The following is a 25,992-nucleotide window of genomic DNA, read 5'->3' as shown; positions in this document are numbered from 1 at the left end:
ACTTTGCATAAAATACAGATGTATGCTTTCTTTTTGTTGTACAAAGATATGTTTCATCAAAGTTTGCTAATTCAAATTATGATTATAAAAAAGCTGGAGGATTTTTTATAAGAAATCCTTTAGCTTAATAAATAACCGTGTATTTAAAATTAAGTTACATTTATTTTTTTATGTGAGCTAATACTTATTATTAAGTGAACTTTTATTGCGAGAATAACAAAAATAAATAATTAGTCCTACAGCTATCAAAGAACTGAGTTTGACTCATCTGTAATATCTTGTTCCTCTGGTACTTTGGGAAAGCAAACAAAGCACGGTGAAGGCTGGATACAGGAACACTTATCCCTATGTTGAAACGGATGGAGACTGCAAAGTTAATTCACCGAAAGCTCAGTAGCATGCGTTGAATTATGCTTGTCAATGCATGGCTTCGTGATTAAACGAATATATCCAAACAAGTCAGAGCATTGAGTGCCGTGACTTTTTTATCATTATTATATTGTGTATTTTTGGATTAAACGCTATAATTATAGTGTTAAAGATGGAATCGTGATATGACCTGTTATGAATCTATCATTTTACTTATGAATAAATGGATTGGTATTTTAGCAAGATGTGCTAATAAACTACTCCACCATGATGATAGCGTACCTATTAATTCGGTGCGTATATTTTCGTGGTGGAGTTTTTTTATTCTCAAAAAGGGGGAAAGACCATGAATGACAGCATGGTTCATATTACAATTGACGGCAAAGAATATAGTGCTAAGCCCGGTTCAACTATATTAGGCATCATTAATGAGAACGGGATTGAACATCCACAAATCTGTTATGTGCCTGAAGTGGATCCTATTCAAACATGTGATACTTGTATTGTAGAAGTTGATGGGAAACTTGTGCGATCCTGCTCGGCAGTAGCAACGGACGGTATGAATATTGAGTTGTCCTCTATTAGTGCAAAGGCAGCACAAACGGAGGCGATGGATCGCTTATTAGAAAATCATTTACTTTATTGTACGGTCTGTGACAACAATAACGGGAACTGCAAATTGCATAATACGGCAGAATTAATGGAAATTGAGCATCAAAAATATCCTTACGAGCCAAAAGTAGATACAAGTGAGGTTGATATGTCTCATCCATTTTATCGCTATGATCCTAATCAGTGTATTGCGTGCGGTCAATGTGTAGAGGTGTGTCAAAACTTACAAGTAAATGAAACGTTATCTATTGATTGGGAAGCGGAACGTCCTCGTGTTATTTGGGATGATGGAGTGGATATTAACGATTCTTCATGTGTTAGCTGCGGTCAATGTGTAACTATTTGCCCTTGTAATGCTTTGATGGAAAAATCGATGCTTGGTGAAGCTGGATTTATGACTGGGCTGAAGCCGGACATACTTGAGCCTATGGTTGATCTTATAAAAGAAGTGGAACCTGGATACAGTGGTATTTTCGCTATATCAGAAGTAGAAGCTGCGATGCGTGAAACTCGTACGAAGAAAACGAAAACAGTATGTACGTTTTGTGGTGTAGGGTGCTCATTCGAAGTGTGGACGAAGGGACGTAAAATTCTTAAAGTCCAACCAACTTCTGAAGCGCCGGTTAATGCAATTTCTACTTGCGTAAAAGGAAAATTTGGTTGGGATTTTGTAAATTCTGAAGAACGACTCACTAAGCCTTTAATTCGTAAAAATGGAACATTTGTTGAATCAACTTGGGAAGAAGCACTTGAATTAGTGGCAAATAAATTAGGATCTATTAAACAAGAGTACGGCAGTGGTTCTGTAGGTTTTATTTCTTCTTCTAAAATTACGAATGAAGACAACTATGTTATTCAAAAATTAGCTCGACAAGTATTCGAAACGAACAACATTGATAACTGCTCTCGTTATTGTCAATCACCAGCAACAGATGGGTTATTCCGTACGATTGGTATGGGCGGAGATGCCGGAACGATTAAAGATATTGCACAATCAGGTCTTGTTATTATCGTTGGTTCAAATCCAACAGAAGGCCACCCAGTTTTAGCTACTCGTGTGAAAAGTGCGCATAAACTTCACGGTCAAAAACTAATTGTTGCAGATCTTCGTAAAACCGAAATGGCAGAGCGTTCAGATATCTTTATTAGTCCAAAGCAAGGAACAGATCAAGTATGGTTAATGGCTGTTACGAAATATATGATTGATCAAGGTTGGCATGATCAACAGTTCATCGACGAGAATGTAAACTTCTTTGAAGACTTCAAAGATAGTCTTGCAGAATATACGCTTGAATATGCAGAAGAGATTACAGGCATTTCAAAAGAAACTCTCGTTAGAATGGCAGAAATGATTCGTGACGCAGATGGTACTTGTATTCTTTGGGGAATGGGTGTAACGCAAAATACGGGTGGTTCAGATACTTCCGCTGCGATTTCAAATTTACTTCTTGCAACAGGAAATTATCGTCGCCCAGGTGCTGGTGCATATCCGCTACGAGGTCATAACAACGTACAAGGTGCTTGTGATATGGGAACTCTCCCAGGCTGGCTTCCAGGATATCAGCACGTTACTGACGATGTAGAACGTGCGAAATTTGAAATAGCTTACGGGGTGAAAATTGATAACACACCAGGTCTTAATAACATTGAAATGCTTCACGCAATTGAAGAAGAGAAAATGAAAGCAATGTATCTAGTTGGGGAGGATATGGCCCTTGTAGACTCTAACGCAAATCATGTACATGAAGTTTTATCAAGTCTTGAATTCTTTGTCGTTCAAGATGTTTTCCTTTCTAAAACTGCTCAATACGCCGATGTAGTGTTACCAGCAGCACCATCTCTTGAAAAAGAAGGTACTTTCACAAATACAGAGCGTCGTGTACAAAGATTATATCAAGTTCTTCCAACGCTAGGTGATGCGAAACCAGATTGGTGGATCGTACAAGCGATTGCAAATAAATTAGGCGCAAATTGGAACTATAGTCATCCAAGTGAAATCTTTGCTGAAATGGCAAGCTTATCGCCACTTTTCGCACAAGCAAACTATGAAGTACTTGAAGGCTGGAATAGTTTCCATTGGGGAAGCTTTGAAGGAACGAATACGCCGCTTCTTTTCCAAGATGGATTTAACTTCCCAGACAAAAAAGCTCGTTTTGCGCTAGCTGATTGGGTACGTCCTGCTGAATTCCCAGCGGAATATGATCTTCACATTAATAATGGTCGTATGCTTGAACATTTCCATGAAGGTAATATGACAAATAAATCAACTGGTATTCAAACGAAAGTGCCTGGTGTATTCGTTGAAGTTTCTCCAGAACTTGCAAAAGAACGTGGAGTTAAAACTGGTTCGTTAGTGCGCCTTGTTTCTCCTTTTGGAGCACTTAAATTACGTGCACTTGTAACGGATCGCGTAAAAGAAAATGAGCTTTATTTACCGATGAACTCAACTGATAAAGAATCGGCGATTAATTTCTTAACTGGTCCGGCGGTCGATCAACGTACGAATACACCTGCATATAAACAAACGAAGGTTCGTATGGAAGTGTTACAAGTAGAAGGTGAAAATCCGATGCCAAAAGCGAATCCACGTAACAAAAAGCGTCATCCTCAAAATGGGATTGAGGTAAATCGTAAGTGGGCTCGTCCAGGATACGTACATTTAACGGATAACTAGGGAGGAGAAAAGAATATGGCAGCACCTATTAAGGCGATCCAGAAGCAGGGGCTAACTGAGGAAGAACAAAAGCAACAAAAGCTAGAAGGTTTAAAAGAACTTCTAGCTAATAATGAAGAAGCTTTAAATCAAATGTTTAATATTGTAGGTGAACTGAATGATATTGGGATGCTGGAAGCTGCAAATTCTATGCTTAAAGCGAAAGAACCAATTGCAAAAATTGTTTTAGGACAAGTCACTCGTGAACCAGTTACAAATTTAATTAATAATATGCTGGGCGCTGCAGGAGCTTTAACAGAGCTTAATCCGGAACTTACTAAAAAGCTTGTAGGTAGTGTATTAACAGGCATGGATGAAGGTAATCAGCATCTGCAAAGTAATAAAAAAGTAGGAATACTGGACCTTATGAAGGTACTTAAGGATCCGGATATTAACCGTGCTATCGGATTCGGTCTTCATTTCTTAAAAGGTATGGGTAAAGGGTTAAAAGACGAATAGGTAAGCAACAATAATATTATTTCATATGTTGTATGCATGTTTGAAATAATGCCAAAAGATGAGCCTTTTCGTTTAATTATTTGAGTGAATAATTTAGACGAAAAGGTCATTTTGTTACAATGTTTATGATGAAGTAGTATTCGGGAAATTAATATTGATTAACTGGGAGGAATGAGAGTATGTCAAAAATGGTGCATGAATTTAATGATATGATACGAAAGCTTCGAAAAGATTTGTTCGGAAAGGGACCAGAACGAATTCATACTGTATTTGCTGAGAATATGGCTATTGCCACACTTTATGGAAATTTGACACCTACTGAGAAATTCATTTCGGGAACTATGGATGGTGCGGAAATGGTTCATATGGCTCGAACGAAAATGATTCAGGAGGTTTATGCTGTCAATTCTCGTGAACATTTGGAGGAACTTGTTGGGGCAAAATTAGTTCATCTGTTTTCGGATATGAAAGTGGAAGAAGATATTGCAGTTTCAGTCTTTGTCTTTGATAAAAATATAACGTGAGAGAAGGATACTGATCGTGAAATCGATACAGGTGGAACGGGGGATTTTCCGTTATGAACAAGGGGAATTTAAACAAATAGAGGACAGCATTGTAACAGAGTTTCCAGTGACGGTTAAAATTAACGGACAGGAATTTGTTACAATGGTTAGTACTCCAGAGTATATTGAAGATATGGTAATAGGCTTTTTAGCCTCTGAAGGTATAATCCGAAAGTATGAAGATATTGATGAAATATGGGTACAGGAGAAAGAAGGATATGTACATGTAAAAACGACAAAAATAAATCCTTATTATCGTGATATCCAAAATAAGCGTTATATTACTTCATGCTGTGGAATGAGTAGGCAAGGATTTGTTTTCGCAAACGATGCGCTGACTGCGAAGAAGATGAATGATATTCGCGTAAAGATCACTACTCAGGATTGTTTTCGATTAATGAATGATATGCAGCAATCTGCGGCTACTTTTCAACATACAGGCGGCGTTCATAATGCAGCTTTATGCGATGTGAATGGGATTATTTTAAGCCGAATGGATATAGGAAGACATAATGCTTTAGATAAAATTTACGGCTATTGTTTAAAAAATAACATTTCTATTGGTGATAAAATTATTGTTTTTAGTGGCCGTATATCTTCAGAGATTCTATTGAAAGTTGCGAAAATTGGCTGTGAAATAATATTGTCAAAATCCGCTCCAACTGAGTTAGCATTGCAGCTAGCAGAAGAATTGGGGATTACTACAATAGGTTTCATTCGGAATCAATCTTTAAATGTATATACTCATCCAGAGCGGGTTGTAAATATTAAATAAAACTTGTACGGAATTATAAAATATGTAGAAGCGAGGCAATAAACATGAAATCCGTCACATTAGACAAATTGCACCGTCCTTTAAAGGATTTACGTATTTCTGTTACCGATCGCTGTAATTTTCGCTGTCGATATTGTATGCCAGAGGAAATATTTGGTCGTGATTATTCTTTTTTGTCTAATGATAAAATTTTATCTTTTGATGAAATTGAAAGGATAGCGCGTATTTTCGTTTCTTTAGGTGTAAGAAAGTTGCGTATTACTGGGGGAGAGCCTTTACTTCGGAAAAACCTTCCTGAATTAATCGAGCGACTTAACAAGATTGATGGAGTAGAGGATATTGGTTTAACTACAAATGGATCACTACTTAAGAAGTTTGCTCCGGATTTATATAAGGCGGGTTTATCGCGTGTGACAGTTAGTTTAGATTCTTTAGACGAAGAGCGTTTCTCTTATTTAAATGGGAATAGAAGTAAAGTAAAAACGGTTCTTGCAGGAATACAGGTTGCAGCGGAAGTCGGGATGAAAATTAAAATGAACATGGTTGTTCAAAAAGGAAAAAATGAACAAGACATCGTTCAGATGGCGCAATACTTTAAAGAGAATAAGCATATTCTTCGGTTTATTGAATATATGGATGTCGGAAATTTTAACGGCTGGGAATTAGGCGAGGTAGTCTCTAAACAAGAAATATTAGAGATGATTCATAAAGTTATGCCGCTTGAACGAATTGAAGCGAACTATCCTGGTGAAGTTGCTACTCGCTATCGTTATATCGGTAGCGATGAGGAAATAGGAATTATTTCATCTGTAACAGATTCTTTTTGTTCATCATGTACAAGAGCTCGTATTTCTGCAGAAGGAAAATTATATACTTGTTTGTTTGCTTCTAAAGGAAATGATCTTAGAGAATTACTTCGCTCTGGATATACCGATGAGGAGATTACTGATGTTATTCGTGACATTTGGAATAATCGTTCAGATCGCTATTCAGATGAACGGTTAAGTAATACAAATAAAAAAGCATTACCGAAAATTGAAATGTCGCATATTGGTGGTTGAGAAATCACTATGAAAGAAGGCTGTTCGTAGCTTCTTTTTGTTAAAGTAAGTAGTGGAAAGTGTGCAAGTTTTGCAGATTTTCTATTGTATAGTAAAAGTGATGATTGATATCTCTGTAAGAGAAATGCAGGGAGATTAAGCAGCATTCAAAAACCCTTATTATGTTAAGGGTTTTTGAAGCTGCTTTTTTAATTGGAAAAATGGAGGAATTGGTTATGTCATTTCATAAACCGGAACAAATCGCTGAGCTTGTGATTGAATCCGGTGTTCAAAAGGTAAGGCAATCGCTATCCGCAATGCTTATTCTTGGATTTTTAGGAGGAGCATTCATTTCGTTAGGATTTTTGCTTAATATTCGCGTTCTAGGCAATGTACCTCAGCAATGGGGAAGTTTAGTAAATTTTATAGGAGGAGCGGTTTTTCCTATAGGTCTTATGCTCGTAGTCTTAGCAGGAGGAGAATTAATTACGGGAAACATGATGTCACTGTCCATGGCACTTTATGCACGAAAAATTTCATTGAAAAATGTGTTGAATAACTGGGTTTGGATAACTTTAACTAACTTTGTCGGTGCACTTTTCGTAGCTTATTGTTTCGGCCACCTTGGCGGGCTAACAGAGGGGGCGTATTTAAATAAAACGATCGCGATAGCTCAAGATAAGTTACATGAATCGTTTGGGAGAACGTTAATTTTAGCAATTGGTTGTAACTGGCTCGTTTGCCTTGCGATTTGGTTAGCTTATGGAACGAACGATTTGATTGGAAAGATTGTTGGAATTTGGATTCCGATTATGGCCTTTGTAGTAATTGGATTTCAGCAAGTAGTAGCAAATATGTTTGTTATTTCAGCAGTTATTTTTGCTGGTCATCTTACGTGGATGGATCTTGCTAAAAACTTTGTTCCTGTCTTTATCGGAAATGTAATTGGTGGAGCTGGATTTGTTGGGTTTGCTTATTTTTCTTGTTATCAGAAACAAAGTGCTACAGAGAAAGATGTATTGAGAAAATGATCGAATATGAAGCATGTTTTTTTAATTAAATGATGAGTATGTACATGAAAGGAAGGCTATCTAATGATAGAGCGGTATTCACGTCAACAGTTGTTCACTCCTATTGGAAGTAAAGGACAAGAGAAGATTAGAAATAAGCATGTGTTGATTGTGGGGGCAGGTGCATTAGGAAGTGCAAGTGCAGAGGCATTTGTACGTGCAGGTATTGGAAAATTAACGATTATTGATCGTGATTATGTAGAATGGAGTAATTTACAGCGGCAACAGCTTTATGTTGAACAAGATGCGATAGAAAAATTACCAAAAGCAATTGCAGCTCAAAATCGGTTGAAACAAATCAATTCAGAGGTACAGATTAATGCTTTCGTGATGGATGCAAGAATAGAAGATATGGAAGCTTTGTTAGGCGATGTCGATATAATCATTGATGCAACAGATAATTTTGATATTCGATTTGTGATAAATGATCTATCACAAAAATATGATATTCCGTGGATTTATGGTTCTTGTGTCGGGGGGTATGGCATGAGCTATACGATTATTCCAAAGAAAACACCGTGCTTACATTGTGTACTTAAAAGTGTTCCAGTTACAGGAGCGACGTGTGACACAGTTGGAATTATTAGTCCCGCTGTCCAAATAGTGGCAGCATATCAAGTGACAGAAGCATTCAAAATTTTAGTGGAAGATTTCGCAGCAATTAGAAAAACTTTTTTAATGTTTGATATATGGAGTAATCAACATCATTCTATCAAACTAGGAAAAATAAAAGCGGACAATTGTCCTTCGTGCGGACCGCATAGAACTTATCCTTATTTATCTTATGAAAATCAAACAAAGACAGTTGTTTTATGCGGAAGAAATACGATTCAAATTAGACCGATGCATAATAGTTGTTACAACTTTGACCAGTTAGAAAAACAACTAAAAAAACACGGGAAAGTAGATCAAAACCCGTATTTGTTATCTTGCCAACTAGAGGATTATCGTGTGGTCATTTTTCAAGATGGTCGTGTATTTATTCACGGGACAAATGAAATTCAAAAAGCGAAACAAATATACTATCGTTTATTAGGATAACAGAAGGAGTGAGGGGAATGATGGAAAAAAGAATACCGATTGCATTTGGAGAGGCCGTCCATAAAGTAATGGAATTTGCCAATCGTGGTTTAAAAGAACTACTGCCACTTGAACTAGCTTATGGGCGTACATTAGCAGAGGATTTAATAGCTGATCATGATGTTCCTTCCTTCGATCGCTCACCATATGATGGATTTGCTATTAGGGCAGAAGATACTGCCTGGGCAAGTTATGAGAATCCAATTTTGTTCGAAGTAATTGGCGAAATTGGGGCAGGTTCCATATTTCCTCAAGAGGTAGGTCAATTTCAAGCAGTTCGAATCATGACGGGGGCACAAATTCCAAAAGGATGTAATGTAGTTGTGATGCTGGAACTGACCCGTCAATATGAGGATGTCGGTAAAGCCTATATGGAAGTGAAACGCTCATTCAAAAAAGGAGAAAATATTTCCTGTCAAGGTGAAGATACACGTAAAGGGACAATTCTTGCGAAGAGAGGTTCTTACATTAATCCAGGTATTTCAGCTCTCCTTGCTACATTTGGTTACAGCGAAGTGCCAGTTGCAAAAAAGCCTGTAGTTGGAGTATTGGCGACTGGGAGTGAGCTTCTTGATGTAAATGAATTACTACAACCTGGGAAAATTCGAAATAGTAATACGTACATGATATTGTCCCAAATTCGAAGAGCAGGGGGAAGAGTGAAATACTTTGGTAAGTTTAGTGACGATTTTGATACGTGCCACGCAGCCGTAAAAGAAGCGTTAAGTCAAGTGGATATGTTAATCACAACAGGTGGTGTTTCGGTAGGGGATTATGATTATTTGCCAGCTATATACGAAAAATTAGGGGTATCGGTTCTTTTTAACAAAGTTGCAATGCGGCCAGGTAGCGTCACGACCGTAGCACAATTAAATAAAAAACTATTATTTGGGTTATCAGGTAATCCTTCTGCTTGTTATGTAGGCTTTGAGTTATTCGTAAGACCTAGCATTCGTACCTATATGTTTAGTGAAAAGCCACATTTAAAAAAAGAAAAAGCATTACTAGGAGAAGATTTTTTAAAACCTAATCCATTTACAAGGTTTGTACGAGCAAAGCTCAAATATAACGAAGGACAAGTAATCGCCTATCCATCAGGGTTTGATAAGTCTAGTGCGGTTTCTTCATTAGCTGAATCAAATGCTTTTATCGTACTCCCAGGCGGTACAAGAGGATATAAGAAAGGGATGTTCGTAGAGGTTCTCTTATTAGAAGATAATCAAGGCAGTGAATGGCCTTGGATCAATATTATTCCATCCTATAAAGTGAAACTTTAATCAGTGGGGGATGGCCCCCCACTGATTATTAGTTGAACCAATCAGGCTTTTACGGGCAGTTGATCTCCCACATAACCTTTTTGTTTTCGCTGAGTTTTGAGGTGGAGTCTTACTGCACGCAAATAGCGGGATAAATAATAGAGCTTTAAAACAAGAGGAGGATCATGTTGATGGGACAAGTATTATTTGAAATTGTAGATACGCCTATTTTAGTCGAAGAAGTAACGAATAAGGTAGCAAGAAGAGAAGCAGGTGCCATTACAACTTTTATTGGAACAGTAAGAGAATTGACAAAGGGAAAAAGAACTTTGCATTTAGAGTATGAAGCGTATAAACCAATGGCAATAAAAATGCTTACTCAAATTGGTGAAGAAATTAAGAAGAGTTGGCCGGGTGCAAAGATAGCAATTATACATCGAGTGGGACGACTAGAAATAATGGATATTGCAGTTGTAATTGCAGTGTCGTCGCCGCATCGTAAAGTTGCCTATGAAGCGAATGAATACGCAATTGAACGCATAAAACAAATCGTCCCAATTTGGAAAAAAGAATTTTGGGAAGATGGAACAAAGTGGATTGGAGATCAGCTTGAAAATACGCCGTACCCGGAAGGGGAACCAAAGAAGGAAGAGTGAGAAGATGATTACAATTTTACTGTTCGCAAATTTGCGAGAGGAAGTCGGCTCAGACCAATTAGTAATAATAGAAAAACAAAAGATTAGTGTTCATCAATTAAAAGAATGGCTTAAAGATAGTTATCATTTACAATCGTTGGATAGAGTCATGGTGGCTATCAACGAAGAATTTGTAACTGACGAACATATTGTAAAATCCGGAGATAACGTTGCGTTTATCCCACCTGTAAGTGGAGGATAATGTTGTTTGTACTAAAAATTATCAAATAAAAATGAAAAGGACTGAGATTTATGCTTACTCATGAACAAATTATGAAAGTTCTAAGCCATGTTCAGGATCCAGAGTTGCACAAAAGTATCGTGGAATTAAACATGGTAAGAAATATTCAAATTGAGGGCACACATATTTACCTTGAAGTTATTTTAACGATTCAAGGTTGTCCATTAAAGGCAAAAATTCAACAAGATATTGAAGACTCTCTTCGGAACATTGGAGCCTCTAAGGTGTCTTTGACTTTCGGCTCCATGACACCGGAAGAACGGGCTGCATTAACAGAAACTTTAAAGAAAAATTCTAGAACGGAAACCGGCATGCCTAGTATATTGCGATCAGATTCAGGTGTACGTTTTATTGCTGTGACAAGTGGAAAAGGTGGAGTCGGAAAATCAACTGTGACGATTAACCTTGCTACTGCTTTAGCCCGTATGGGGAAAAAGGTTGGGATTTTAGATGCAGATATATATGGATTCAGTATCCCTGCTATGATGGAAGCTAATCAAAAGCCAATAATGATAGATCAGACAGCGATTCCGGTCGTTAGCCACGACGTTAAAATTATGTCAATGGGATTTTTTACAGAGGGTAATAACCCAGTTATGTGGCGAGGGCCAATGTTAAACAAATGGATTCAAAATTTCATTGCCAATACTCATTGGGGAGAATTAGATTACCTTCTTCTTGATTTGCCTCCTGGCACAGGAGATGTCGCGATTGATGTGGCTGCGATGATTCCTCATGCGAAGGAAATTATAGTTACGACTCCTCATAGTGTAGCTTCGTTTGTTGCTTCCAGAGTAGGGGTAATGGCAAAGCATACAAAACACGATATTTTAGGTATCGTTGAGAATATGGCATATTATGAGGAACAAGATGGTTCAAGGAATTATCTCTTTGGGAAGGGTGGCGGCGAAATGTTAGCAGAACAACTGCAAACAGAAGTGATGGGACAAATACCTTTTGCAAAGCCTGAAGAAAATAAAGGTTCGTCCGTATATGACGAAGATTCGCTTGTTGGAGAGATGTTTACATCTTTAGCTCAAGATCTTATCTACAAATGGAAATTAAATAGCAACATAGTAAAAGAACGGAACTTTTAAAAGAGAGGGATATAAGGAGGGATTTTAATAGAATGTGTAATATAGATCATTCTTTTGAAGATGTAATCAATAAACTTGAAACGCAGCAATATTTTTTATCCGAATTTTTGGTTAAAGACTTACATGAATTTCTAAAAAGCAATCATTCACAGAAAATATTAAATGAAATATTTCACCTTTTAAAAAAGTACGACCTAGCAGCTAAAGAAGAACGGGAGAAAAGAAATGAAAAATTAATGTTACTTATAAGTTAATTAATAGAATTTACAGCAGTATTTAACTTGTGTTTTCTTTAGTTAGCTTTTCGGAAAGGGTGAATCTTATGGATATCAAAAAGTAAAAGATAAAAAATTTTTTTACTAAATGAGTTATTATAAAATGCATGAAAAAAGCATGACAGCGAAATGTCATGCTTTTCTTGTTAGGCAACAAATGAGGATAGAAGAAACGTGGCAAAGTCAAATTTGAATATATACTGTCCTCATTTTAAAACTTCACATCATTAAGGATGCGAGGTTTTTTCGTTTGAAATATTTCACGCAGAGGGAATTATAAATGAGAATAGACGCAATGATTTAAAAGAAAATAATGGATAAATTGTTTGTCTCAATTCCTATCAAACTAATACTAAAAACCTTATCGAATTAAAATAAGGAACTTTGTTCTGGTACAAAAAACAGTTAGGTTTTTAAAGTTTCAAAATTTATATTGAAACTTGTAAGTTTTAGAAGTATCATATACATATTCAAACATTTGAAGATGTATATGATGATTTTTCAAATTAAGGATAAATAACGGAGGCGTTTGAATGGGAAACGAAATGCAACAATTTAAAGCTGATTTTTTTAAAGCCTTATCACATCCTTTGCGAATAGGTATTCTTGAATTATTATCAGAGGGCGAAAAAAGCGTAAATGAAATGCAAACGATTCTTAATAAAGAAGGTTCAGCTGTTTCTCAACAACTTAGTGTACTACGCTCAAAGAACATTGTTGTTGGTACGAAAGATGGAAAACGAGTTTTATATTCCTTGCGAGATCCTATGATTGTGGATTTACTGGTAGTTGCTAAGAAAATTTTTAACAACCATTTAATCGATACAATTTCAATGTTAGAAGAGTTGGATGAAACAGAACGTGAAGTGATGAGTAAGGAGGATTAGATTGAGTATTGAAGTTAAGAAAGAGGATATTATTCAATACGGAATGGAACTATTTCGCTCAATAGGAGCTCATCACGTTTGTAAAGTTTGTATTGAAAGTGGGAATTCTTGTTGTTTTTTATGCGAACATTTGCAAGAAGGAGTAGGATGTCAAAAGAGAAATACAGCTTGCACAGCTTGGCTATGTGGGATGCAATGTTTTTTATTTGATCAAATCGGAATATTGGACGAGTGGAATCGTTTCTGGAATGAAGTTCCAGGACAAATGTTTCGTAGAGATATTACCCCAGATATAGTAAAGGTTACATCGTTTATAGATATGAAAAAATTAAATAATCGAGATGGATTACTTTTAGCAGAAAGGTTAAAATCCTACATGCAAGAAGGTGGAGACATAGGGAAATTAGAACGACATTTAAGCAAAACGTATAGCCAATACTAGGCTGATATTTTCTTGTAACGAGATAAAGAACTCTTGTACAAAAGTATGAAACATACATTTAGGATTCAAATTTATCAAAAGAAAATATTCTTTCAGAAGAAATTAGATTTATTAAAAATAGAAAAGAAGGGTTTGTAATGAAAGGGTTATTTACAGGAAGATTTGAAGGATATTCATTGGGACATTTTCAAAAGGATCTTCTTTCTGGAATGATTGTAGGAGTTGTCGCGATTCCACTTGCAATGTCTTTTGCTATAGCCTCTGGTGTTAAGCCGGAGTATGGGATTTATACAACATGTATTGCCGGGATACTCATTTCGCTATTTGGTGGTTCAAAGTATCAAATAGGAGGACCTACAGGTGCTTTTGTTCCTATTCTTTTAGGGATTGTTATTACCTATGGGTATGAAGATTTACTACTTGCTGGTTTATTAGCTGGAATTATCTTATGTCTTATGGGGATTTTTAAGCTAGGATCTTTAATTAAGTTTATTCCGCGTCCTGTAACAATTGGCTTTACGTCAGGTATTGCTGTCATTATCTTTACAGGACAAATTTCCAGTTTCTTAGGTTTAACGGGTATCAAAAAACATGAAGAATTTATAGCGAACTTAAAAGAAATCTTTACTCATATTGATACTACTAATTTTTACAGTGTTTTAACTGCCTTGATTTGTTTGTTCACTATACTTATAACACCAAAAATTTTTCCAAAAGTACCAGGTTCATTAGTAGGGATTATAGTTTCAACTGTAATTGCAATTATATTTTTCTCAGGGCATATACCTACTATTGGCACAGCATATGGTACGATTCCAAATACACTTCCTCATTTTGGTATACCAGAAGTTACATTAGAGCGGATACAACAGTTAATTGGTCCAGCATTTGTTATTGCAATGCTGGGTGGTATTGAATCCCTTTTATCTGCTGTCGTAGCAGATGGTATGACAAATAGTAAACACAACAGTAATAAAGAACTGTTTGGTCAGGGTATTGCTAATATTGTTACACCGTTATTTGGAGGGATTCCTGCAACTGGAGCGATTGCTCGCACAGCAACCAATATCAAAAGTGGAGCCATATCTCCGATGTCAGGTGTGATTCATGGGGGATTTGTGTTATTTACGCTTCTATTGTTAGCTCCATATGCTTCGCATATTCCTCTTGCTAGTATGGCTCCCATTTTAATGGTAGTAGCTTGGAATATGAGTGAGCAAAAACACTTTGTTCACATACTGAAAATGAAGACAGGGGATTCCCTGGTATTACTTGTAACTTTTTTACTCACTGTATTTACTAGTTTGACAACTGCTGTGGAAATCGGTCTTATTTTAGCTATTATTTTGTTTACAAAACGTATGAGCAATATGCTCGTTATATCTAAAGTGCTTCCTGATCACACACAAAAGAACGAAAAATTGCTACCACATGTGGTAAGTAAAGCTCATGATTGTCCGCAAATTAGTATTTATACAATAGAAGGTCCGTTATTTTTTGGTGCTGCTCAGACGTTTGAACAAAACATTTTAGCAACCATTCATTATAAACCTAAAGTTTTAATTTTACGTATGGGAAAAGTTCCTTTTATTGATACAACAGGAGAATCATACTTTAGGAATATTGTCCAGCATTTTAAAAAACAAGGTGGCGTACTTCTCATTTCGGGAGTTCAATCAGAGTTAAAAACAACTCTAGACAAGAATGGATTATACGCTGAGATTGGAGAAGAAAACTTTTTTGATCATACAGGAGAAGCGATTAACTACGCTCTAGAGCATTTAAATACGAAAAAATGTATAGGGTGTAAGCATTTCGCTTTTCGTGAATGTACCGGGCTTTCTCAGCAATCCCAGGAAGGGAATACAATAAATAATAAAGCTAATGCACTAGATTTTTAAGAAGAAATGTATTATAAATCATGGATATAAAGGAGAATAAATAATGTCTGAATTTCAAGATCAAGTATTAAACATTTTAGAAGAAGTATGTGAAAATGATATCGTAAAAGATAACCCAGATGTGCAATTATTTGAAGAAGGGATTTTAGATTCTTTTGGTACGGTATCTTTATTAGTAGAATTTCAAGAACGTTTAAACATTGAAGTGTCTATCTCTGATTTTGATCGCGATGAATGGGCGACACCAAACATGATTATTAAGAAATTGAAAGAAATTCGATAAAAATAGAAGTTTGAGAAATGGATAAGAAACAGTTTAACTTCGTAATTGTTTTTCTTATGAAGTCGTAAAAAGGAAATTGAAAATAATTCATATATATTAGAATGATAACAAGTGGAGGAAATAAAATATGTCTAATTTACCAAATTGTCCTAAATGTAATTCGGAATACACTTATGAAGATGGGAATCTTTTCGTATGCCCAGAATGTGCTCATGAGTGGACTTTAGAATCAGAAACTGAAAATAGTGAAGATACAAAGGTAATCAAAGATGCAAATGGAAATGTACTAAACGATGGTGATTCTGTAACAGTCATCAAAGATCTTAAAGTAAAAGGAACTTCATCAGTTATAAAAATCGGTACAAAAGTAAAGAGTATCCGCTTAGTTGATGGAGATCATGATATTGATTGTAAAATTGATGGTTTTGGAGCAATGAAATTAAAATCTGAATTTGTTAAAAAGATATAAATGTTGCTTTATAATAAAAGATAAAAAATCTTTACTACTTGGAAAACATGTTGATTTCGCTATTTATTAGTAAAGAACTGTTTATATAACGATAGAGGGAAGGTGTTGTGATGATACGCAACACCTTCTTAAATATTGATGCGGAATTATATAATAACAGGAAAATTGAGTCTCTATTAATATTTGTATATCTAAAAAAAAGAAAAGTTAGAAAATAGTATTGCAATATATTATCCTTGGGACTATAATAAATGAAAAGAATACCTAACTTTTAAGTTAAATATTCAGAATCTTCAATTAGTTAAATTTGGAAATGAGATACGTTATTTTTAATGGAGGTTTTATGATGACGAACAAAGTACCATTTTCGTTCATAGTAGTTATTGGATTAATGTTGTTTGCTCTCTTTTTTGGGGCAGGAAATTTAATTTTCCCTGCGATGCTTGGACAATCAGCGGGAACAAATGTTTGGTCAGCGAATGCAGGATTTTTAGTGACTGGAGTTGGACTACCGTTACTTGGTGTATTAGCATTTGGAATTTCAGGTAAAGAGGATTTACAATCGCTGGCAAGTCGTGTTCATCCTGTTTTCGGAGTTGTGTTTACAACAGTTTTGTATTTAGCAATTGGTCCTTTGTTTGCTATACCGAGAACGGGTAATGTTTCCTTTGAAATTGGTGTTAAACCTTTTGTACCAGAAAGTTTAGGTTCTATGCCTTTAATCATTTTTACAATTATATTCTTTAGCATTACATGTTTTTTTTCGCTCAATCCTGCGAAAATTGTCGATATTGTTGGGAAAATCTTGACGCCAATCAAATTAACGTTCATTGGAATTTTAGTAATTGTTGCTTTTATTCACCCAATAGGGGATATGCAAGCACCTGTTGAAAATTATACATCTCACGCATTCTTTAAAGGTTTTCAAGAAGGATACTTAACAATGGACACGCTTGCATCTTTCGTATTTGGCATTATTATCATTAATGCTATTAAAGAAAAAGGTGCGAAGACGAAAAAACAAATTATGGTTGTTTGTGCAAAAGCAACAATTATTGCAGCAACGACATTAGCGATTATTTATACAGCGCTTTCTTATATGGGAGCTTCAAGCGTTGCGAAGCTTGGACATTTAGATAATGGAGGAGCAGTGTTAGCGAAGGTTTCAAATTACTACTTTGGTTCATATGGCGGAATACTGTTAGGATTAATGATTACAGTAGCTTGTTTAACGACTAGTGTAGGGCTTGTCTCAGCATGTTCTTCATTTTTCCATAAATTATTTCCAAAGGTATCTTACAAAAAAATCGCGATTATGTTATCTGTGTTTAGTGCAATTGTTGCGAATGTAGGATTAACACAATTAATTGCTATTTCTGTTCCTGTATTAACAGCTATATATCCATTAGCAATTGTATTAATCTTCTTAACGTTTTTACATCCATTATTTAAAGGGAGATCAGAAGTTTATCAAGCAAGCTTACTTGTAACATTTATTATAAGTTTATTTGATGGACTTGGTGTAGCTGGAGTAAATATTCAAGTAGTTAATCAGCTGTTCACTCAAATTCTTCCGATGCATGAAGTAGGGCTCGGATGGATTTTCCCAGCTATTATTGGTGGACTTATTGGATATGGGATTAGTTATTTACGAATGAAAAGTGAAATTCATTCTAACGTAGCGAGAGTAAATAAGTAGTTATATGTACCAAAAAAAGTTATAGAATTCGTTTCTATAACTTTTTTATTATTATAGGAGATGAATAGCGAGAGTTTTTATAATAATTTAGATGTATAATAAATATAGAGATCTGGATCATTTATAGATGACAATTTGATTAAGATGTCTTTTATAAAAGAAGTAAAATGAAGCTAGGAGAAACGAAATGAATAAAAAAATTGATCATATTGGTATTGCTGTTCGTGATATAGATAGTAGTATACGTTTTTATGAAAAAGTCTTATCAGGAACATTAATAGATCGTTACATAAGTGAAGCGATAGGTGTTGAGAGTGAAGTGGCTATTCTTGAAGTGAACGGAGATAGAATTGAGTTACTTGCGCCGACGAATAATACAACTTCGCCAATTGCTAGGTTTATAAAGCAAAAAGGAAAAGGTGTACATCACATTGCTTATCGTGTAGATAATTTGGATCAAGCTTTAGAAGAATTAAAACAACAAGGAATTCGAACGTTGGAGCATACACTCCGTATAAACAAGCATGGTAGAAGATTAATTTACCTCAATCCAGCAGATACAGAGGGGACAATTATCGAATATTGTGATTACCCAGAGGAACAATAATGTGTATATGAAGTGTGATAAAAGGTGTCGCGGCAGCAAGTTTAGAAGCCTGGACAATCGCGACAACACTTACTGCAGTAACGCATCGATTAGATAGAGTAGGTTGTATAATATTGATTAAAAAACAAAAAGGTGTTACGCATTGGCGTAATACCTTTTTTGTGAGGAATTACGCTGTATGAAAGTGGATTCCACACTTTCTTCGCAAATAATTCACTGTTTCTTTTCGTTTTTAAAAACTTTTATTTATATATTATGTGTTATAATCGTAACTAACTTTCTAAAGATAAGTTATGTTTGTATAAATAGTAGCTTTATAAGTGTAAGTTAAAGGTGGTGTGTGAACAGTTCATAATGAGAATTTATATTTTATTATTTGATATTTAATGAGGTTAATTTCTAAAAAAAGAGAGTAAAAATAGTGGTACTTTATTAACTTCCAAGTGAAATATAGTGATGCAAAAGAAAGAAGTGAAATGAATGTGAGTGTATTAAGAAAACTAGGAATCTGGAGGGTAATGGTATGTGTGTTACTGATACTGGCACCGAGCGCGGCTTCCGCTCATGCTTATACTGTTAAATCAAATCCTGCAGAAAATGAAACATTAGAAAAAGCACCTTCCGTTGTAAGGATTGAATTTGATGAAATGCTTCAATCCTCACACTTTAATACAGTATTCGTAAGGGATGCTTCAGGGAAACGAGTAGATTTAAAAAATGCTCATATTGATAAAAAGAATCCCAAATTATTAGAAGCTGGAGTGGAACAAAATATACCAAATGGTACGTATTCCATTCAGTGGAAAGCTATTTCTGCTGATGGGCATCCCATTCAAGGGGTCATTCCGTTCCGTATTGGAACAGAGGGAAAGGGAACGAGTGATATACAAGCCGAAGTTCCCTTACATATCAAATCTATATTTTGTTAAAGTTTGCTGTTTAGAGATTCCTCTAACATATCTTCTAACTCGTTCTTTGTCTCCCCAGTGCACAATTATTTATTGAACTAAATACATTTATGCATAGTTTTTCCAAATTATATTTGATAATATAGATAAACGGACATTAAATACATAATATATTAGTAGTTAGGGAGGTATTAGAATTGAAAAGAACACCTGAATTTATACTAGGTTTAATTGGTGGTATTTTTGGAGTTATAGGTTCTTTTATTATATTGATGATAGCTATAACTGCTATGGATGGTTATATTGATTATAAACTTTTAACTTATTATTCTGTTTTATTAATTATTCAAATGGGGCTGTTAGTTTTAGCATGTTCAGTAAATAAGGTTAACAATATAGCCTATGGACTTTGTATGATATTACTCCCATTAGTAACATTGGTTATGTCATTATTCCTTTTACTTATTCCAGTAATTCTTCAAATTATTTCTGGTGGATTTGCATTTCGATCTTTAAAGCAAGAATCTCATTAAAACATTTAGTTATTACGAAATAACAGTAATTATATATAAGGATTAATTTAAATAATATTTTTGAAGGATGGTATTGTAATTTGAAACGCACTGTAGAATTTGTAATCGGCTTAATCGGAGGAATCTTAGGACTCTTACTTTCTTTATTTATTGTAATTGGTAGTATTTCCTACACTAGTTCTGGAGGTATTGAAGAATATATTATCATTACTTCTAGCATCGCCTTAATTATTCAAATAGGCCTATTAGTATTAGCTTGTTGTGTTAATAAAATAAATAATAAAACTTATGGTATTTGTATGATTGTATTAAGTATAATTTCATTGTTTTTAGGATTATTTATATTATTTCTTCCAGTGGTTTTACAAATCATTTCAGGTGCATTTGCATTTAGAACATTAAAACAGGAATATAATTAAAACTACAACCGACTAATAAATCTAATAAAAAACTTCCTTATCATACAAATAATAGGGTGTTTTTTTGTTGTATGAAGGTACAACGATAGAATTCATTTTGAAATATAATCTAGGCACGTAATAAACAAATAGGTAGAAAAGGGGTATTAAATTGTTACCTACAGTATTAGATTATGCAGTTAGAACTGTATTCTTTGTTCTTCAAACGTTCCAATCTCTTCAACTGGTAATCGAGAAGTATATGCAAGATTATAATTATGATCGTTATCAATGGACACTCAAAAAGATGGTTCCGGTACAATACCGGAACCATCTTTTAAGTGCCTAATTTTTAAAGGTCTTTTTATTAAACTGTCCATTTTATAGGGTACAGTTCATAGGCTCTTTCTTTTTTATCCCGCATTAACGGACAGTAACACTCTCCCCTCAAAATTCAGCGAAAGCAAAGAAGTTAGGTGGGAGATGAACTGTCCGTAAAAGCCCGATTGGTGAGGGCTAATAATCAGTGGGGGATGGAGAAAACCCCCACTGATTAAAGTTTCACTTTATTAACATTTTTTGGGTTCAATAGACTGTTTCATGATGAGCGATTTCGGTTTTATATTTACAAAGCAAATGCTTACGACAATAAATAGAAGTCCAACAAATAAGCTAATTGTAATCGCCTCATGTAGGAAAATAGAACTTATAATAATTGCGATAAGTGGAATAAGAAATGTATAGGCACCAACTTTACTTGCTTCTCCAGCTCCGACAAGTGTAAAGTAAGCGAGCCAGCCCATTGCGATAACAAAGATTGAGATGAATAGTAGTACGATTACAAATGGTATGCTCCAAGCGATGCTGGACCAGCTTTCAAATTCTGAACCGAAGCCAATTAAGCAAAATCCACCGATAATAAGTTGAAGTGTCACCATCCAAATTGCGTTTACACGGTTTCCAGTTTTTTTGATAAACACTGTACCAAGCGCCCATCCAATTGCACATCCTAAAGCAAGTAAGATGCCGATGACAGAAATATGTCCAGTTAAGCTACTAGAGCTAATAACAGCAACGCCCGCAAATCCAAGAATAAGACCAAAAATTTTCAAGCCATACATTGCTTCTTCCAGCCAAATCCAAGAGAAAATTCCAAGTAAGACAGGCTGAAGAAATACAATAGCGGAAAAGAGTCCAGCGGGCATATACTGAAGCCCTACAGTTTGTAGTCCGTAAAATAAAATAATGTTGAGTAGAGCTGAAATAAAGTATAAATGCCAAGTTTCTTTTAGATGTAACTGTTTGTATTTTGGCAATGCAAAAATAAGTAGAATGAATCCTCCAATTATTGTTCTAATTCCTGCAAACAATACGGGCGGTGTATAATGCAGAGCGAATTTAGATAAAGGCCAATTAATCCCCCACATAAGAACGAGAAATGAAAGGATTATGACCGTTTTTGTTCGTGAAAGCTGTGTCACGATAATACCTCCTTGTTGTATATCATTTCACTATGATATGATATTGAACACGATAAATAAAATGAATCTTTTTTATAAGGAGTATAAGTAATTTGTTATGACCATTACACAACTTCAAGTTTTTATAAAAGTAGTTGAACTAGGAAGTTTTACGAAGGCAGCTCGAGTTTTAAATATGACACAACCAGCTGTGAGCCATGCTATTTCTAGTGTTGAATCGGAACTCGGTGTAACGCTTATTATACGCGATAAAAGGAAAGGTCTAATTCTGACTGATGTAGGAAATCGGATTCTTGTTCATTTTCGAGAAATTTTAAATGGCGTTGAGAAAGTAGAACAAGAGGTTGCGATGGAGAAAGGGCATGAAGTCGGGACGATTCGAATCGGAAGCTTTCCAAGTGCATCAGCATATTTCTTGCCTAGAATGATTAATATCTTTCGTGAAAAATATCCGAATTTAGAGCTAGTTCTCCATGAAGGAACACTGAAAGAAGTAGAAGAGTGGCTATTATCACGTGTAATTGATGTCGGAATTGTTATTTTGCCCAATAAAGAAATGGAGATTGTACCGTTAACGAGGGGGAAAATGGTTGTTGTCCTGCATAATGATCATCCTCTTTGTGAGAAAGAAGCTATTACAATAAATGATTTAGAGGGTGAACCAATTATTTTATTTAAGGGAGGATACGAACCACCAATTATTGATATGTTTAAACAAGCAGGTGTACCACTTCGGGTTGAGTATGCGGTGTCTACCGTTACAACATCTTTAAATATGATTCAAGAGGGGTTAGGTTTAGCGATATTAGCTGAATTATCTTTAACGAATTTACCTCCAAATGTCAAAACGAAAGAATTAGCACCTCAAGTATGGAGGGAAATTGCTTTAGCTGTTCCTTCATTAAGGGAATCTTCACTAGCTGTTCAACTATTTATTGAAGAGTTCCAAGGGCTATTCGCAGAATGATAAAGAGCGTCTCATATATGATAATGAGATGCTTATTTGTTTTTAACTATAATAATGTCCAAAAAAATCTATAAAAAGGATTGACTTATTTTTTAGTTGTAACTATAATGATTACATCGAGGTGGTGATCATGATGAAAATTAGTAGCCGCTTTTCTATAGCTGTTCATATTTTATCTATTTTGAAAAATAATTCATCTTCTATTTGTACTTCAGAATTTATCGCTGAGAGTGTAAATACAAATCCGGTTGTAATTCGAAAAATAATGTCTGACTTAAAACGGGCTGAGTTTGTTTATGTAAATCGAGGGCCAGGTGGGGCTGAACTATTAAAGGATTTAAATGAGATTACATTATTAGATGTGTATCATGCAGTAAATGTAGTTGAGGCAGATAAGTTATTTCATATTCATGAACAACCCAATCCAGATTGTCCAATTGGAGCAAATATTCAAGCTGTATTAGAAGTGGTTTTGGTTCAAGCGCAATCTGCAATGGAAGAAGTTTTAAAAAATATCACGATGGAGAATTTGTTTGAATCGTTACAAGAGAAAATAAATGCTTGAAATAAGGATTGAAACATGCAAAGTTCTATAAAAAAGAGAGTGCATATTTTTTTTATATAAATGTAACTACTTTGGTTACAACTAATGACAATTAATGAAGGTAAGGTGTAATTATATGACTGTAAAAATGAAAGTGTACTCTGATTTTATTTGTCCATTTTGTTTTTTGGCAAAGGGCCCATTGGATGAAGTAGCTAAGGAAAAAGATGTAGAAATTGAATGGATGCCATTCGAATTACGTCCAAGTCCATATGCAAAAATTGATCCATGGCAAGAACCAGATAAATTAAGTTCTTGGGATTCGTTTATTCTTCCTACTGCGAAAAAGTTAGGAGTTGAGATGAGTTTACCACGTGTTTCACCTCATCCATATACACACTTTGCGTTTGAAGGATATCAATTTGCGAAGGAACATGGTTTGGAAAATGCTTTTCATCATCGAGTGTTTACAGCATTTTTCCAGGAAGAACAAAATATTGAAGAGATAGATGTACTAACAAAGTTAGCAGGTGAAGTAGGGCTTCCTGAAGCTGAATTTAAAGAAGCTTTAATAACTCGTAAATATAAAGAGAAACATCAAAAAGCAATCCAACACGCATATGATGAAGCAAATATTATGGCTGTTCCAACGGTAATGATTGGAGACGAAGTAATTCAAGGTCTTGCTAGTAAGGAAATGCTAGAAAGAGTAATTGATAAAGAAATACAAAAGGGAAAAACAAATTCATTTGATGGAATGCAATGTACAACTGATGGATATTGCTAATACTTGTCTTCAATTGAAGAATCAAATCTATTTGTTTAAATAAATTATACAACTTATATACTTGGAGGAATTAACATGTCAGTAACTAGAACAAATTTAAAAGATGCAATCGTGAACCGTCGTTCAATCCGTAAAGTAACAAAAAATGCTACGATTACAAAAGAAAGAATTCAAGATGTTTTAAAAACAGCTTTACACGCACCATCATCTTTCAACATGCAAAGTGGTCGTATGGTTGTATTAATGGATGCAGAGCATGAAAAGTTCTGGGATATTGTAAAAGAAACACTTAGAGCGCGTGTGCCAGCAGAAAATTTTGAAGCAACTGTTGAAAGACTAAAAGGTTTCCATGATGGAGTGGGGACAGTATTATTCTTTGAAAATCAAGCAACTGTAAAACAAATGCAAGAAAATGCACCTTTATATAAAGAGCAGTTCCCATATTGGTCTCACCAAGGGAGTGCAATGTTACAATATGCTGTTTGGATGTCATTATCTGCAGAGGGAATCGGAGCATCATTACAACACTACAATCCAATTGTAGATGCTGAAGTGAAAGAAACATGGGATATTCCAGCAGAATGGAGCTTAGTAGCACAAATGCCATTTGGTGAGCCAAATGAACAACCAGGAGAAAGAACGTTCTTACCTACTGAAGATGTAGTGAAATTTTATTAAAATGTACGACTGAAAGTATAAATATATATAGCAGAAAAAGAAGCTGTTTTGACAAATAGCTTCTTTTTTTATGTAAATGATTTTAAGGATTAATTGAAAAATATAAATAAAGTTGTTTAATCTTTTATGGGAAATTTGGTTTTAAAACCGAAGGCATTCTAAAAAATGACAAATTCCGTTCTGCCGACCAATACTATAACACCGTTGATGTGGGAGGATTTCATGTGTGATGTCTTGTGCACAGTCTGTATTTTACTGCGCAATAAAAGAATGAAACAACTTTATTGTAAATTAAACGACTTTATTTGTAATTAAAAACCTTTATCCCGCATTAGCGGGCAGTAAGACCCCCACCTCAAAATTTGGCAAAAGCAAAGAAGTTAGGTGGGGATGAACTGCCCGTAAAAGCCCGATTGGTTCAACTAATAATCAGTGGGGGATGAAGAAGAACCCCACTGATTAAAGTTTCACTTTATTGTTCAGGTACACTAATACTTAATTTGATATGGTATGAGTATGAACTCTTCGTTTAGGGAAGAAATATAATAAATAATATTTGCTCGATTCAATGAAAGTTTATAAAAGGATGTGTAATTATGAATAAAGAGAAGAAATATACAGTTGTAGGCACAGATATTGATGAAGTGAAACGTTTAAATAAAAATTCTGGGTTAACGTATAATCAAGTAAAGGAGTTACTAGCAAAGCGGATGAAGCGGAAATAAGGAAATAAAATAGTAGTCATGAATCATACGTTTATCTCGCTATTTGCGGGCAGTAATCCCCCCTCAAAATTCAGTGCAAGAAAAGAAGTTAGGTGGCAGATGAAGCCCCCGCTGATGGAAGTTTCTAGTTATGGCTTATTTGTTTCTGTATTTTGAATAAAAACTCTTAAAATATCAGAAAATGATAGAATTATTTTGAATAGGTTATGTATATCAGTAGTTATCCAAAAAATGAAAAAGACTAAGATTGTGTGTTGTGATGTATATACTAATATAGTTTTACGCTTTGATATGGAATAAGAAAATAAGACAATTAAAAAGAAAAAGAGGACACTTTCAAATTAGTGAGAAAGATTGTCTTTAGAAGTTCATAAAATGTCTTAATATAGTAACAAATAAACGGTTAGTACTTTCATGAATATATGGAATTTCCATCCG

The 25,992-nt window shown here is 34.9% G+C and carries 29 protein-coding genes and 1 pseudogene; 29 read left to right on the top strand and 1 reads right to left on the bottom strand.

Going from position 1 to position 25,992, the window contains the following annotated elements:
* The first annotated feature begins 715 nt into the window (after positions 1 to 715).
* The 24 genes and pseudogenes from fdhF to C568_RS35285 all read left to right on the top strand — a co-directional run bounded on the left by fdhF (position 716) and on the right by C568_RS35285 (position 20,721).
* Positions 716 to 3,655 carry a formate dehydrogenase subunit alpha gene (gene fdhF, locus C568_RS0109880; RefSeq protein ID WP_018781390.1) on the top strand — a complete coding sequence of 980 codons (2,940 nt, stop codon included), beginning with the start codon at positions 716 to 718 and terminating at the stop codon, positions 3,653 to 3,655.
* A 15-nt stretch (positions 3,656 to 3,670) separates the two neighbouring features.
* A complete protein-coding gene (locus C568_RS0109875) occupies positions 3,671 to 4,153 on the top strand; it encodes a DUF1641 domain-containing protein (protein ID WP_006094531.1) in 483 nt (160 codons plus the stop codon).
* Between the two features lie 179 nt (positions 4,154 to 4,332).
* Positions 4,333 to 4,677 (top strand): DUF2294 domain-containing protein, encoded by a 345-nt coding sequence (locus C568_RS0109870; RefSeq protein ID WP_000041501.1) that lies wholly within the window; start codon positions 4,333 to 4,335, stop codon positions 4,675 to 4,677.
* Positions 4,678 to 4,693: 16 nt separating this feature from the next.
* Complete coding sequence (gene fdhD / locus C568_RS0109865) at positions 4,694 to 5,491, top strand: formate dehydrogenase accessory sulfurtransferase FdhD (RefSeq protein ID WP_018765399.1); 798 nt, start codon at positions 4,694 to 4,696, stop codon at positions 5,489 to 5,491.
* Positions 5,492 to 5,535: 44 nt separating this feature from the next.
* The gene (gene moaA / locus C568_RS0109860) at positions 5,536 to 6,552 is read left to right on the top strand and encodes a GTP 3',8-cyclase MoaA (protein ID WP_018781389.1); all 1,017 of its coding nucleotides are present in this window, start codon (positions 5,536 to 5,538) and stop codon (positions 6,550 to 6,552) included.
* A gap of 215 nt (positions 6,553 to 6,767) precedes the next feature.
* A complete protein-coding gene (locus C568_RS0109855; RefSeq protein ID WP_029427105.1) occupies positions 6,768 to 7,562 on the top strand; it encodes a formate/nitrite transporter family protein in 795 nt (264 codons plus the stop codon).
* 63 nt (positions 7,563 to 7,625) lie between these two features.
* The gene (locus tag C568_RS0109850) at positions 7,626 to 8,642 is read left to right on the top strand and encodes a molybdopterin-synthase adenylyltransferase MoeB (RefSeq protein WP_018781388.1); all 1,017 of its coding nucleotides are present in this window, start codon (positions 7,626 to 7,628) and stop codon (positions 8,640 to 8,642) included.
* Positions 8,643 to 8,662: 20 nt separating this feature from the next.
* On the top strand, positions 8,663 to 9,958 hold the full coding sequence (locus C568_RS0109845) for a molybdopterin molybdotransferase MoeA (RefSeq protein ID WP_029427103.1): 1,296 nt from the start codon (positions 8,663 to 8,665) through the stop codon (positions 9,956 to 9,958).
* A gap of 170 nt (positions 9,959 to 10,128) precedes the next feature.
* The gene (locus C568_RS0109840; RefSeq protein WP_018781386.1) at positions 10,129 to 10,593 is read left to right on the top strand and encodes a molybdenum cofactor biosynthesis protein MoaE; all 465 of its coding nucleotides are present in this window, start codon (positions 10,129 to 10,131) and stop codon (positions 10,591 to 10,593) included.
* Positions 10,594 to 10,597: 4 nt separating this feature from the next.
* A complete protein-coding gene (gene moaD / locus C568_RS0109835) occupies positions 10,598 to 10,834 on the top strand; it encodes a molybdopterin converting factor subunit 1 (RefSeq protein ID WP_018765405.1) in 237 nt (78 codons plus the stop codon).
* Positions 10,835 to 10,884: 50 nt separating this feature from the next.
* Positions 10,885 to 11,970, top strand: a complete 1,086-nt coding sequence (locus C568_RS0109830) for a P-loop NTPase (protein WP_018781385.1) — start codon at positions 10,885 to 10,887, stop codon at positions 11,968 to 11,970.
* Positions 11,971 to 12,002: 32 nt separating this feature from the next.
* Positions 12,003 to 12,224, top strand: coding sequence for a hypothetical protein (locus C568_RS0109825; protein WP_006094539.1), 222 nt, complete (start codon positions 12,003 to 12,005; stop codon positions 12,222 to 12,224).
* 554 nt (positions 12,225 to 12,778) lie between these two features.
* On the top strand, positions 12,779 to 13,132 hold the full coding sequence (locus tag C568_RS0109820) for an ArsR/SmtB family transcription factor (RefSeq protein WP_003196899.1): 354 nt from the start codon (positions 12,779 to 12,781) through the stop codon (positions 13,130 to 13,132).
* 1 nt (position 13,133) lies between these two features.
* A complete protein-coding gene (locus C568_RS0109815) occupies positions 13,134 to 13,574 on the top strand; it encodes a hypothetical protein (RefSeq protein ID WP_006094540.1) in 441 nt (146 codons plus the stop codon).
* 137 nt (positions 13,575 to 13,711) lie between these two features.
* A complete protein-coding gene (locus C568_RS0109810) occupies positions 13,712 to 15,475 on the top strand; it encodes a SulP family inorganic anion transporter (protein WP_018781384.1) in 1,764 nt (587 codons plus the stop codon).
* A gap of 43 nt (positions 15,476 to 15,518) precedes the next feature.
* Complete coding sequence (gene dltC, locus C568_RS0109805) at positions 15,519 to 15,758, top strand: D-alanine--poly(phosphoribitol) ligase subunit DltC (RefSeq protein ID WP_003196905.1); 240 nt, start codon at positions 15,519 to 15,521, stop codon at positions 15,756 to 15,758.
* 127 nt (positions 15,759 to 15,885) lie between these two features.
* On the top strand, positions 15,886 to 16,227 hold the full coding sequence (locus C568_RS0109800) for a zinc ribbon domain-containing protein YjdM (RefSeq protein WP_003196906.1): 342 nt from the start codon (positions 15,886 to 15,888) through the stop codon (positions 16,225 to 16,227).
* 346 nt (positions 16,228 to 16,573) lie between these two features.
* Positions 16,574 to 17,926 carry a branched-chain amino acid transport system II carrier protein gene (brnQ, locus tag C568_RS0109795; RefSeq protein WP_018765410.1) on the top strand — a complete coding sequence of 451 codons (1,353 nt, stop codon included), beginning with the start codon at positions 16,574 to 16,576 and terminating at the stop codon, positions 17,924 to 17,926.
* A gap of 187 nt (positions 17,927 to 18,113) precedes the next feature.
* On the top strand, positions 18,114 to 18,533 hold the full coding sequence (locus C568_RS0109790) for a VOC family protein (protein WP_003196910.1): 420 nt from the start codon (positions 18,114 to 18,116) through the stop codon (positions 18,531 to 18,533).
* Between the two features lie 14 nt (positions 18,534 to 18,547).
* A complete protein-coding gene (locus C568_RS34680; protein WP_003196912.1) occupies positions 18,548 to 18,715 on the top strand; it encodes a hypothetical protein in 168 nt (55 codons plus the stop codon).
* A gap of 294 nt (positions 18,716 to 19,009) precedes the next feature.
* Positions 19,010 to 19,429: pseudogene (locus C568_RS0109785) on the top strand (copper resistance CopC family protein); the annotation flags it as partial.
* A gap of 209 nt (positions 19,430 to 19,638) precedes the next feature.
* Positions 19,639 to 19,974: a DUF4064 domain-containing protein gene (locus C568_RS0109780; RefSeq protein WP_018781382.1), complete on the top strand. Its 336-nt coding sequence runs from the start codon at positions 19,639 to 19,641 to the stop codon at positions 19,972 to 19,974.
* Between the two features lie 80 nt (positions 19,975 to 20,054).
* Entirely contained in the window at positions 20,055 to 20,393 is a 339-nt protein-coding gene (locus C568_RS0109775; protein WP_018781381.1) for a DUF4064 domain-containing protein, read from the top strand.
* Between the two features lie 151 nt (positions 20,394 to 20,544).
* Positions 20,545 to 20,721: an IS3 family transposase gene (locus C568_RS35285; RefSeq protein WP_018781380.1), complete on the top strand. Its 177-nt coding sequence runs from the start codon at positions 20,545 to 20,547 to the stop codon at positions 20,719 to 20,721.
* Positions 20,722 to 20,941: 220 nt separating this feature from the next.
* On the opposite strand, the gene C568_RS0109765 is transcribed toward C568_RS35285, so the two are convergent.
* Complete coding sequence (locus tag C568_RS0109765) at positions 20,942 to 21,853, bottom strand: DMT family transporter (RefSeq protein ID WP_018781379.1); 912 nt, start codon at positions 21,851 to 21,853, stop codon at positions 20,942 to 20,944.
* Positions 21,854 to 21,950: 97 nt separating this feature from the next.
* Between C568_RS0109765 and C568_RS0109760 the strand changes: the two genes are divergently transcribed.
* The 5 genes from C568_RS0109760 to C568_RS36085 all read left to right on the top strand — a co-directional run bounded on the left by C568_RS0109760 (position 21,951) and on the right by C568_RS36085 (position 25,554).
* Complete coding sequence (locus C568_RS0109760; protein WP_003196930.1) at positions 21,951 to 22,820, top strand: LysR family transcriptional regulator; 870 nt, start codon at positions 21,951 to 21,953, stop codon at positions 22,818 to 22,820.
* A 133-nt stretch (positions 22,821 to 22,953) separates the two neighbouring features.
* Positions 22,954 to 23,385: an Rrf2 family transcriptional regulator gene (locus tag C568_RS0109755; protein WP_018765415.1), complete on the top strand. Its 432-nt coding sequence runs from the start codon at positions 22,954 to 22,956 to the stop codon at positions 23,383 to 23,385.
* 115 nt (positions 23,386 to 23,500) lie between these two features.
* The gene (locus tag C568_RS0109750; protein WP_003196933.1) at positions 23,501 to 24,151 is read left to right on the top strand and encodes a DsbA family oxidoreductase; all 651 of its coding nucleotides are present in this window, start codon (positions 23,501 to 23,503) and stop codon (positions 24,149 to 24,151) included.
* A gap of 75 nt (positions 24,152 to 24,226) precedes the next feature.
* Positions 24,227 to 24,829 (top strand): nitroreductase family protein, encoded by a 603-nt coding sequence (locus tag C568_RS0109745; protein ID WP_003196936.1) that lies wholly within the window; start codon positions 24,227 to 24,229, stop codon positions 24,827 to 24,829.
* 596 nt (positions 24,830 to 25,425) lie between these two features.
* Positions 25,426 to 25,554 (top strand): hypothetical protein, encoded by a 129-nt coding sequence (locus C568_RS36085; RefSeq protein ID WP_003196938.1) that lies wholly within the window; start codon positions 25,426 to 25,428, stop codon positions 25,552 to 25,554.
* The last annotated feature ends 438 nt before the right edge of the window (positions 25,555 to 25,992 follow it).

The sequence above is a fragment of the Bacillus sp. 95MFCvi2.1 genome (assembly GCF_000374965.1).
Lineage (GTDB): Bacteria > Bacillota > Bacilli > Bacillales > Bacillaceae_G > Bacillus_A > Bacillus_A pseudomycoides.
The sequence above is the reverse complement of the archived record's forward strand: the minus strand, read 5'-3'. Positions and strand labels throughout refer to the sequence as shown.

Excerpts from the sequence above, each read along its gene's own strand:
- fdhF (WP_018781390.1), top strand. The coding sequence starts at position 716 with ATGAATGACAGCATGGTTCATATTACAATTGACGGCAAAGAATATAGT.
- C568_RS0109875 (WP_006094531.1), top strand. The coding sequence starts at position 3,671 with ATGGCAGCACCTATTAAGGCGATCCAGAAGCAGGGGCTAACTGAGGAA.
- C568_RS0109870 (WP_000041501.1), top strand. The coding sequence starts at position 4,333 with ATGTCAAAAATGGTGCATGAATTTAATGATATGATACGAAAGCTTCGA.
- moaA (WP_018781389.1), top strand. The coding sequence starts at position 5,536 with ATGAAATCCGTCACATTAGACAAATTGCACCGTCCTTTAAAGGATTTA.
- C568_RS0109855 (WP_029427105.1), top strand. The coding sequence starts at position 6,768 with ATGTCATTTCATAAACCGGAACAAATCGCTGAGCTTGTGATTGAATCC.
- C568_RS0109850 (WP_018781388.1), top strand. The coding sequence starts at position 7,626 with ATGATAGAGCGGTATTCACGTCAACAGTTGTTCACTCCTATTGGAAGT.
- C568_RS0109845 (WP_029427103.1), top strand. The coding sequence starts at position 8,663 with ATGGAAAAAAGAATACCGATTGCATTTGGAGAGGCCGTCCATAAAGTA.
- C568_RS0109840 (WP_018781386.1), top strand. The coding sequence starts at position 10,129 with ATGGGACAAGTATTATTTGAAATTGTAGATACGCCTATTTTAGTCGAA.
- moaD (WP_018765405.1), top strand. The coding sequence starts at position 10,598 with ATGATTACAATTTTACTGTTCGCAAATTTGCGAGAGGAAGTCGGCTCA.
- C568_RS0109830 (WP_018781385.1), top strand. The coding sequence starts at position 10,885 with ATGCTTACTCATGAACAAATTATGAAAGTTCTAAGCCATGTTCAGGAT.
- C568_RS0109825 (WP_006094539.1), top strand. The coding sequence starts at position 12,003 with ATGTGTAATATAGATCATTCTTTTGAAGATGTAATCAATAAACTTGAA.
- C568_RS0109820 (WP_003196899.1), top strand. The coding sequence starts at position 12,779 with ATGGGAAACGAAATGCAACAATTTAAAGCTGATTTTTTTAAAGCCTTA.
- C568_RS0109810 (WP_018781384.1), top strand. The coding sequence starts at position 13,712 with ATGAAAGGGTTATTTACAGGAAGATTTGAAGGATATTCATTGGGACAT.
- dltC (WP_003196905.1), top strand. The coding sequence starts at position 15,519 with ATGTCTGAATTTCAAGATCAAGTATTAAACATTTTAGAAGAAGTATGT.
- C568_RS0109800 (WP_003196906.1), top strand. The coding sequence starts at position 15,886 with ATGTCTAATTTACCAAATTGTCCTAAATGTAATTCGGAATACACTTAT.
- brnQ (WP_018765410.1), top strand. The coding sequence starts at position 16,574 with ATGACGAACAAAGTACCATTTTCGTTCATAGTAGTTATTGGATTAATG.
- C568_RS0109790 (WP_003196910.1), top strand. The coding sequence starts at position 18,114 with ATGAATAAAAAAATTGATCATATTGGTATTGCTGTTCGTGATATAGAT.
- C568_RS0109760 (WP_003196930.1), top strand. The coding sequence starts at position 21,951 with ATGACCATTACACAACTTCAAGTTTTTATAAAAGTAGTTGAACTAGGA.
- C568_RS0109755 (WP_018765415.1), top strand. The coding sequence starts at position 22,954 with ATGAAAATTAGTAGCCGCTTTTCTATAGCTGTTCATATTTTATCTATT.
- C568_RS0109750 (WP_003196933.1), top strand. The coding sequence starts at position 23,501 with ATGACTGTAAAAATGAAAGTGTACTCTGATTTTATTTGTCCATTTTGT.
- C568_RS0109745 (WP_003196936.1), top strand. The coding sequence starts at position 24,227 with ATGTCAGTAACTAGAACAAATTTAAAAGATGCAATCGTGAACCGTCGT.
- C568_RS36085 (WP_003196938.1), top strand. The coding sequence starts at position 25,426 with ATGAATAAAGAGAAGAAATATACAGTTGTAGGCACAGATATTGATGAA.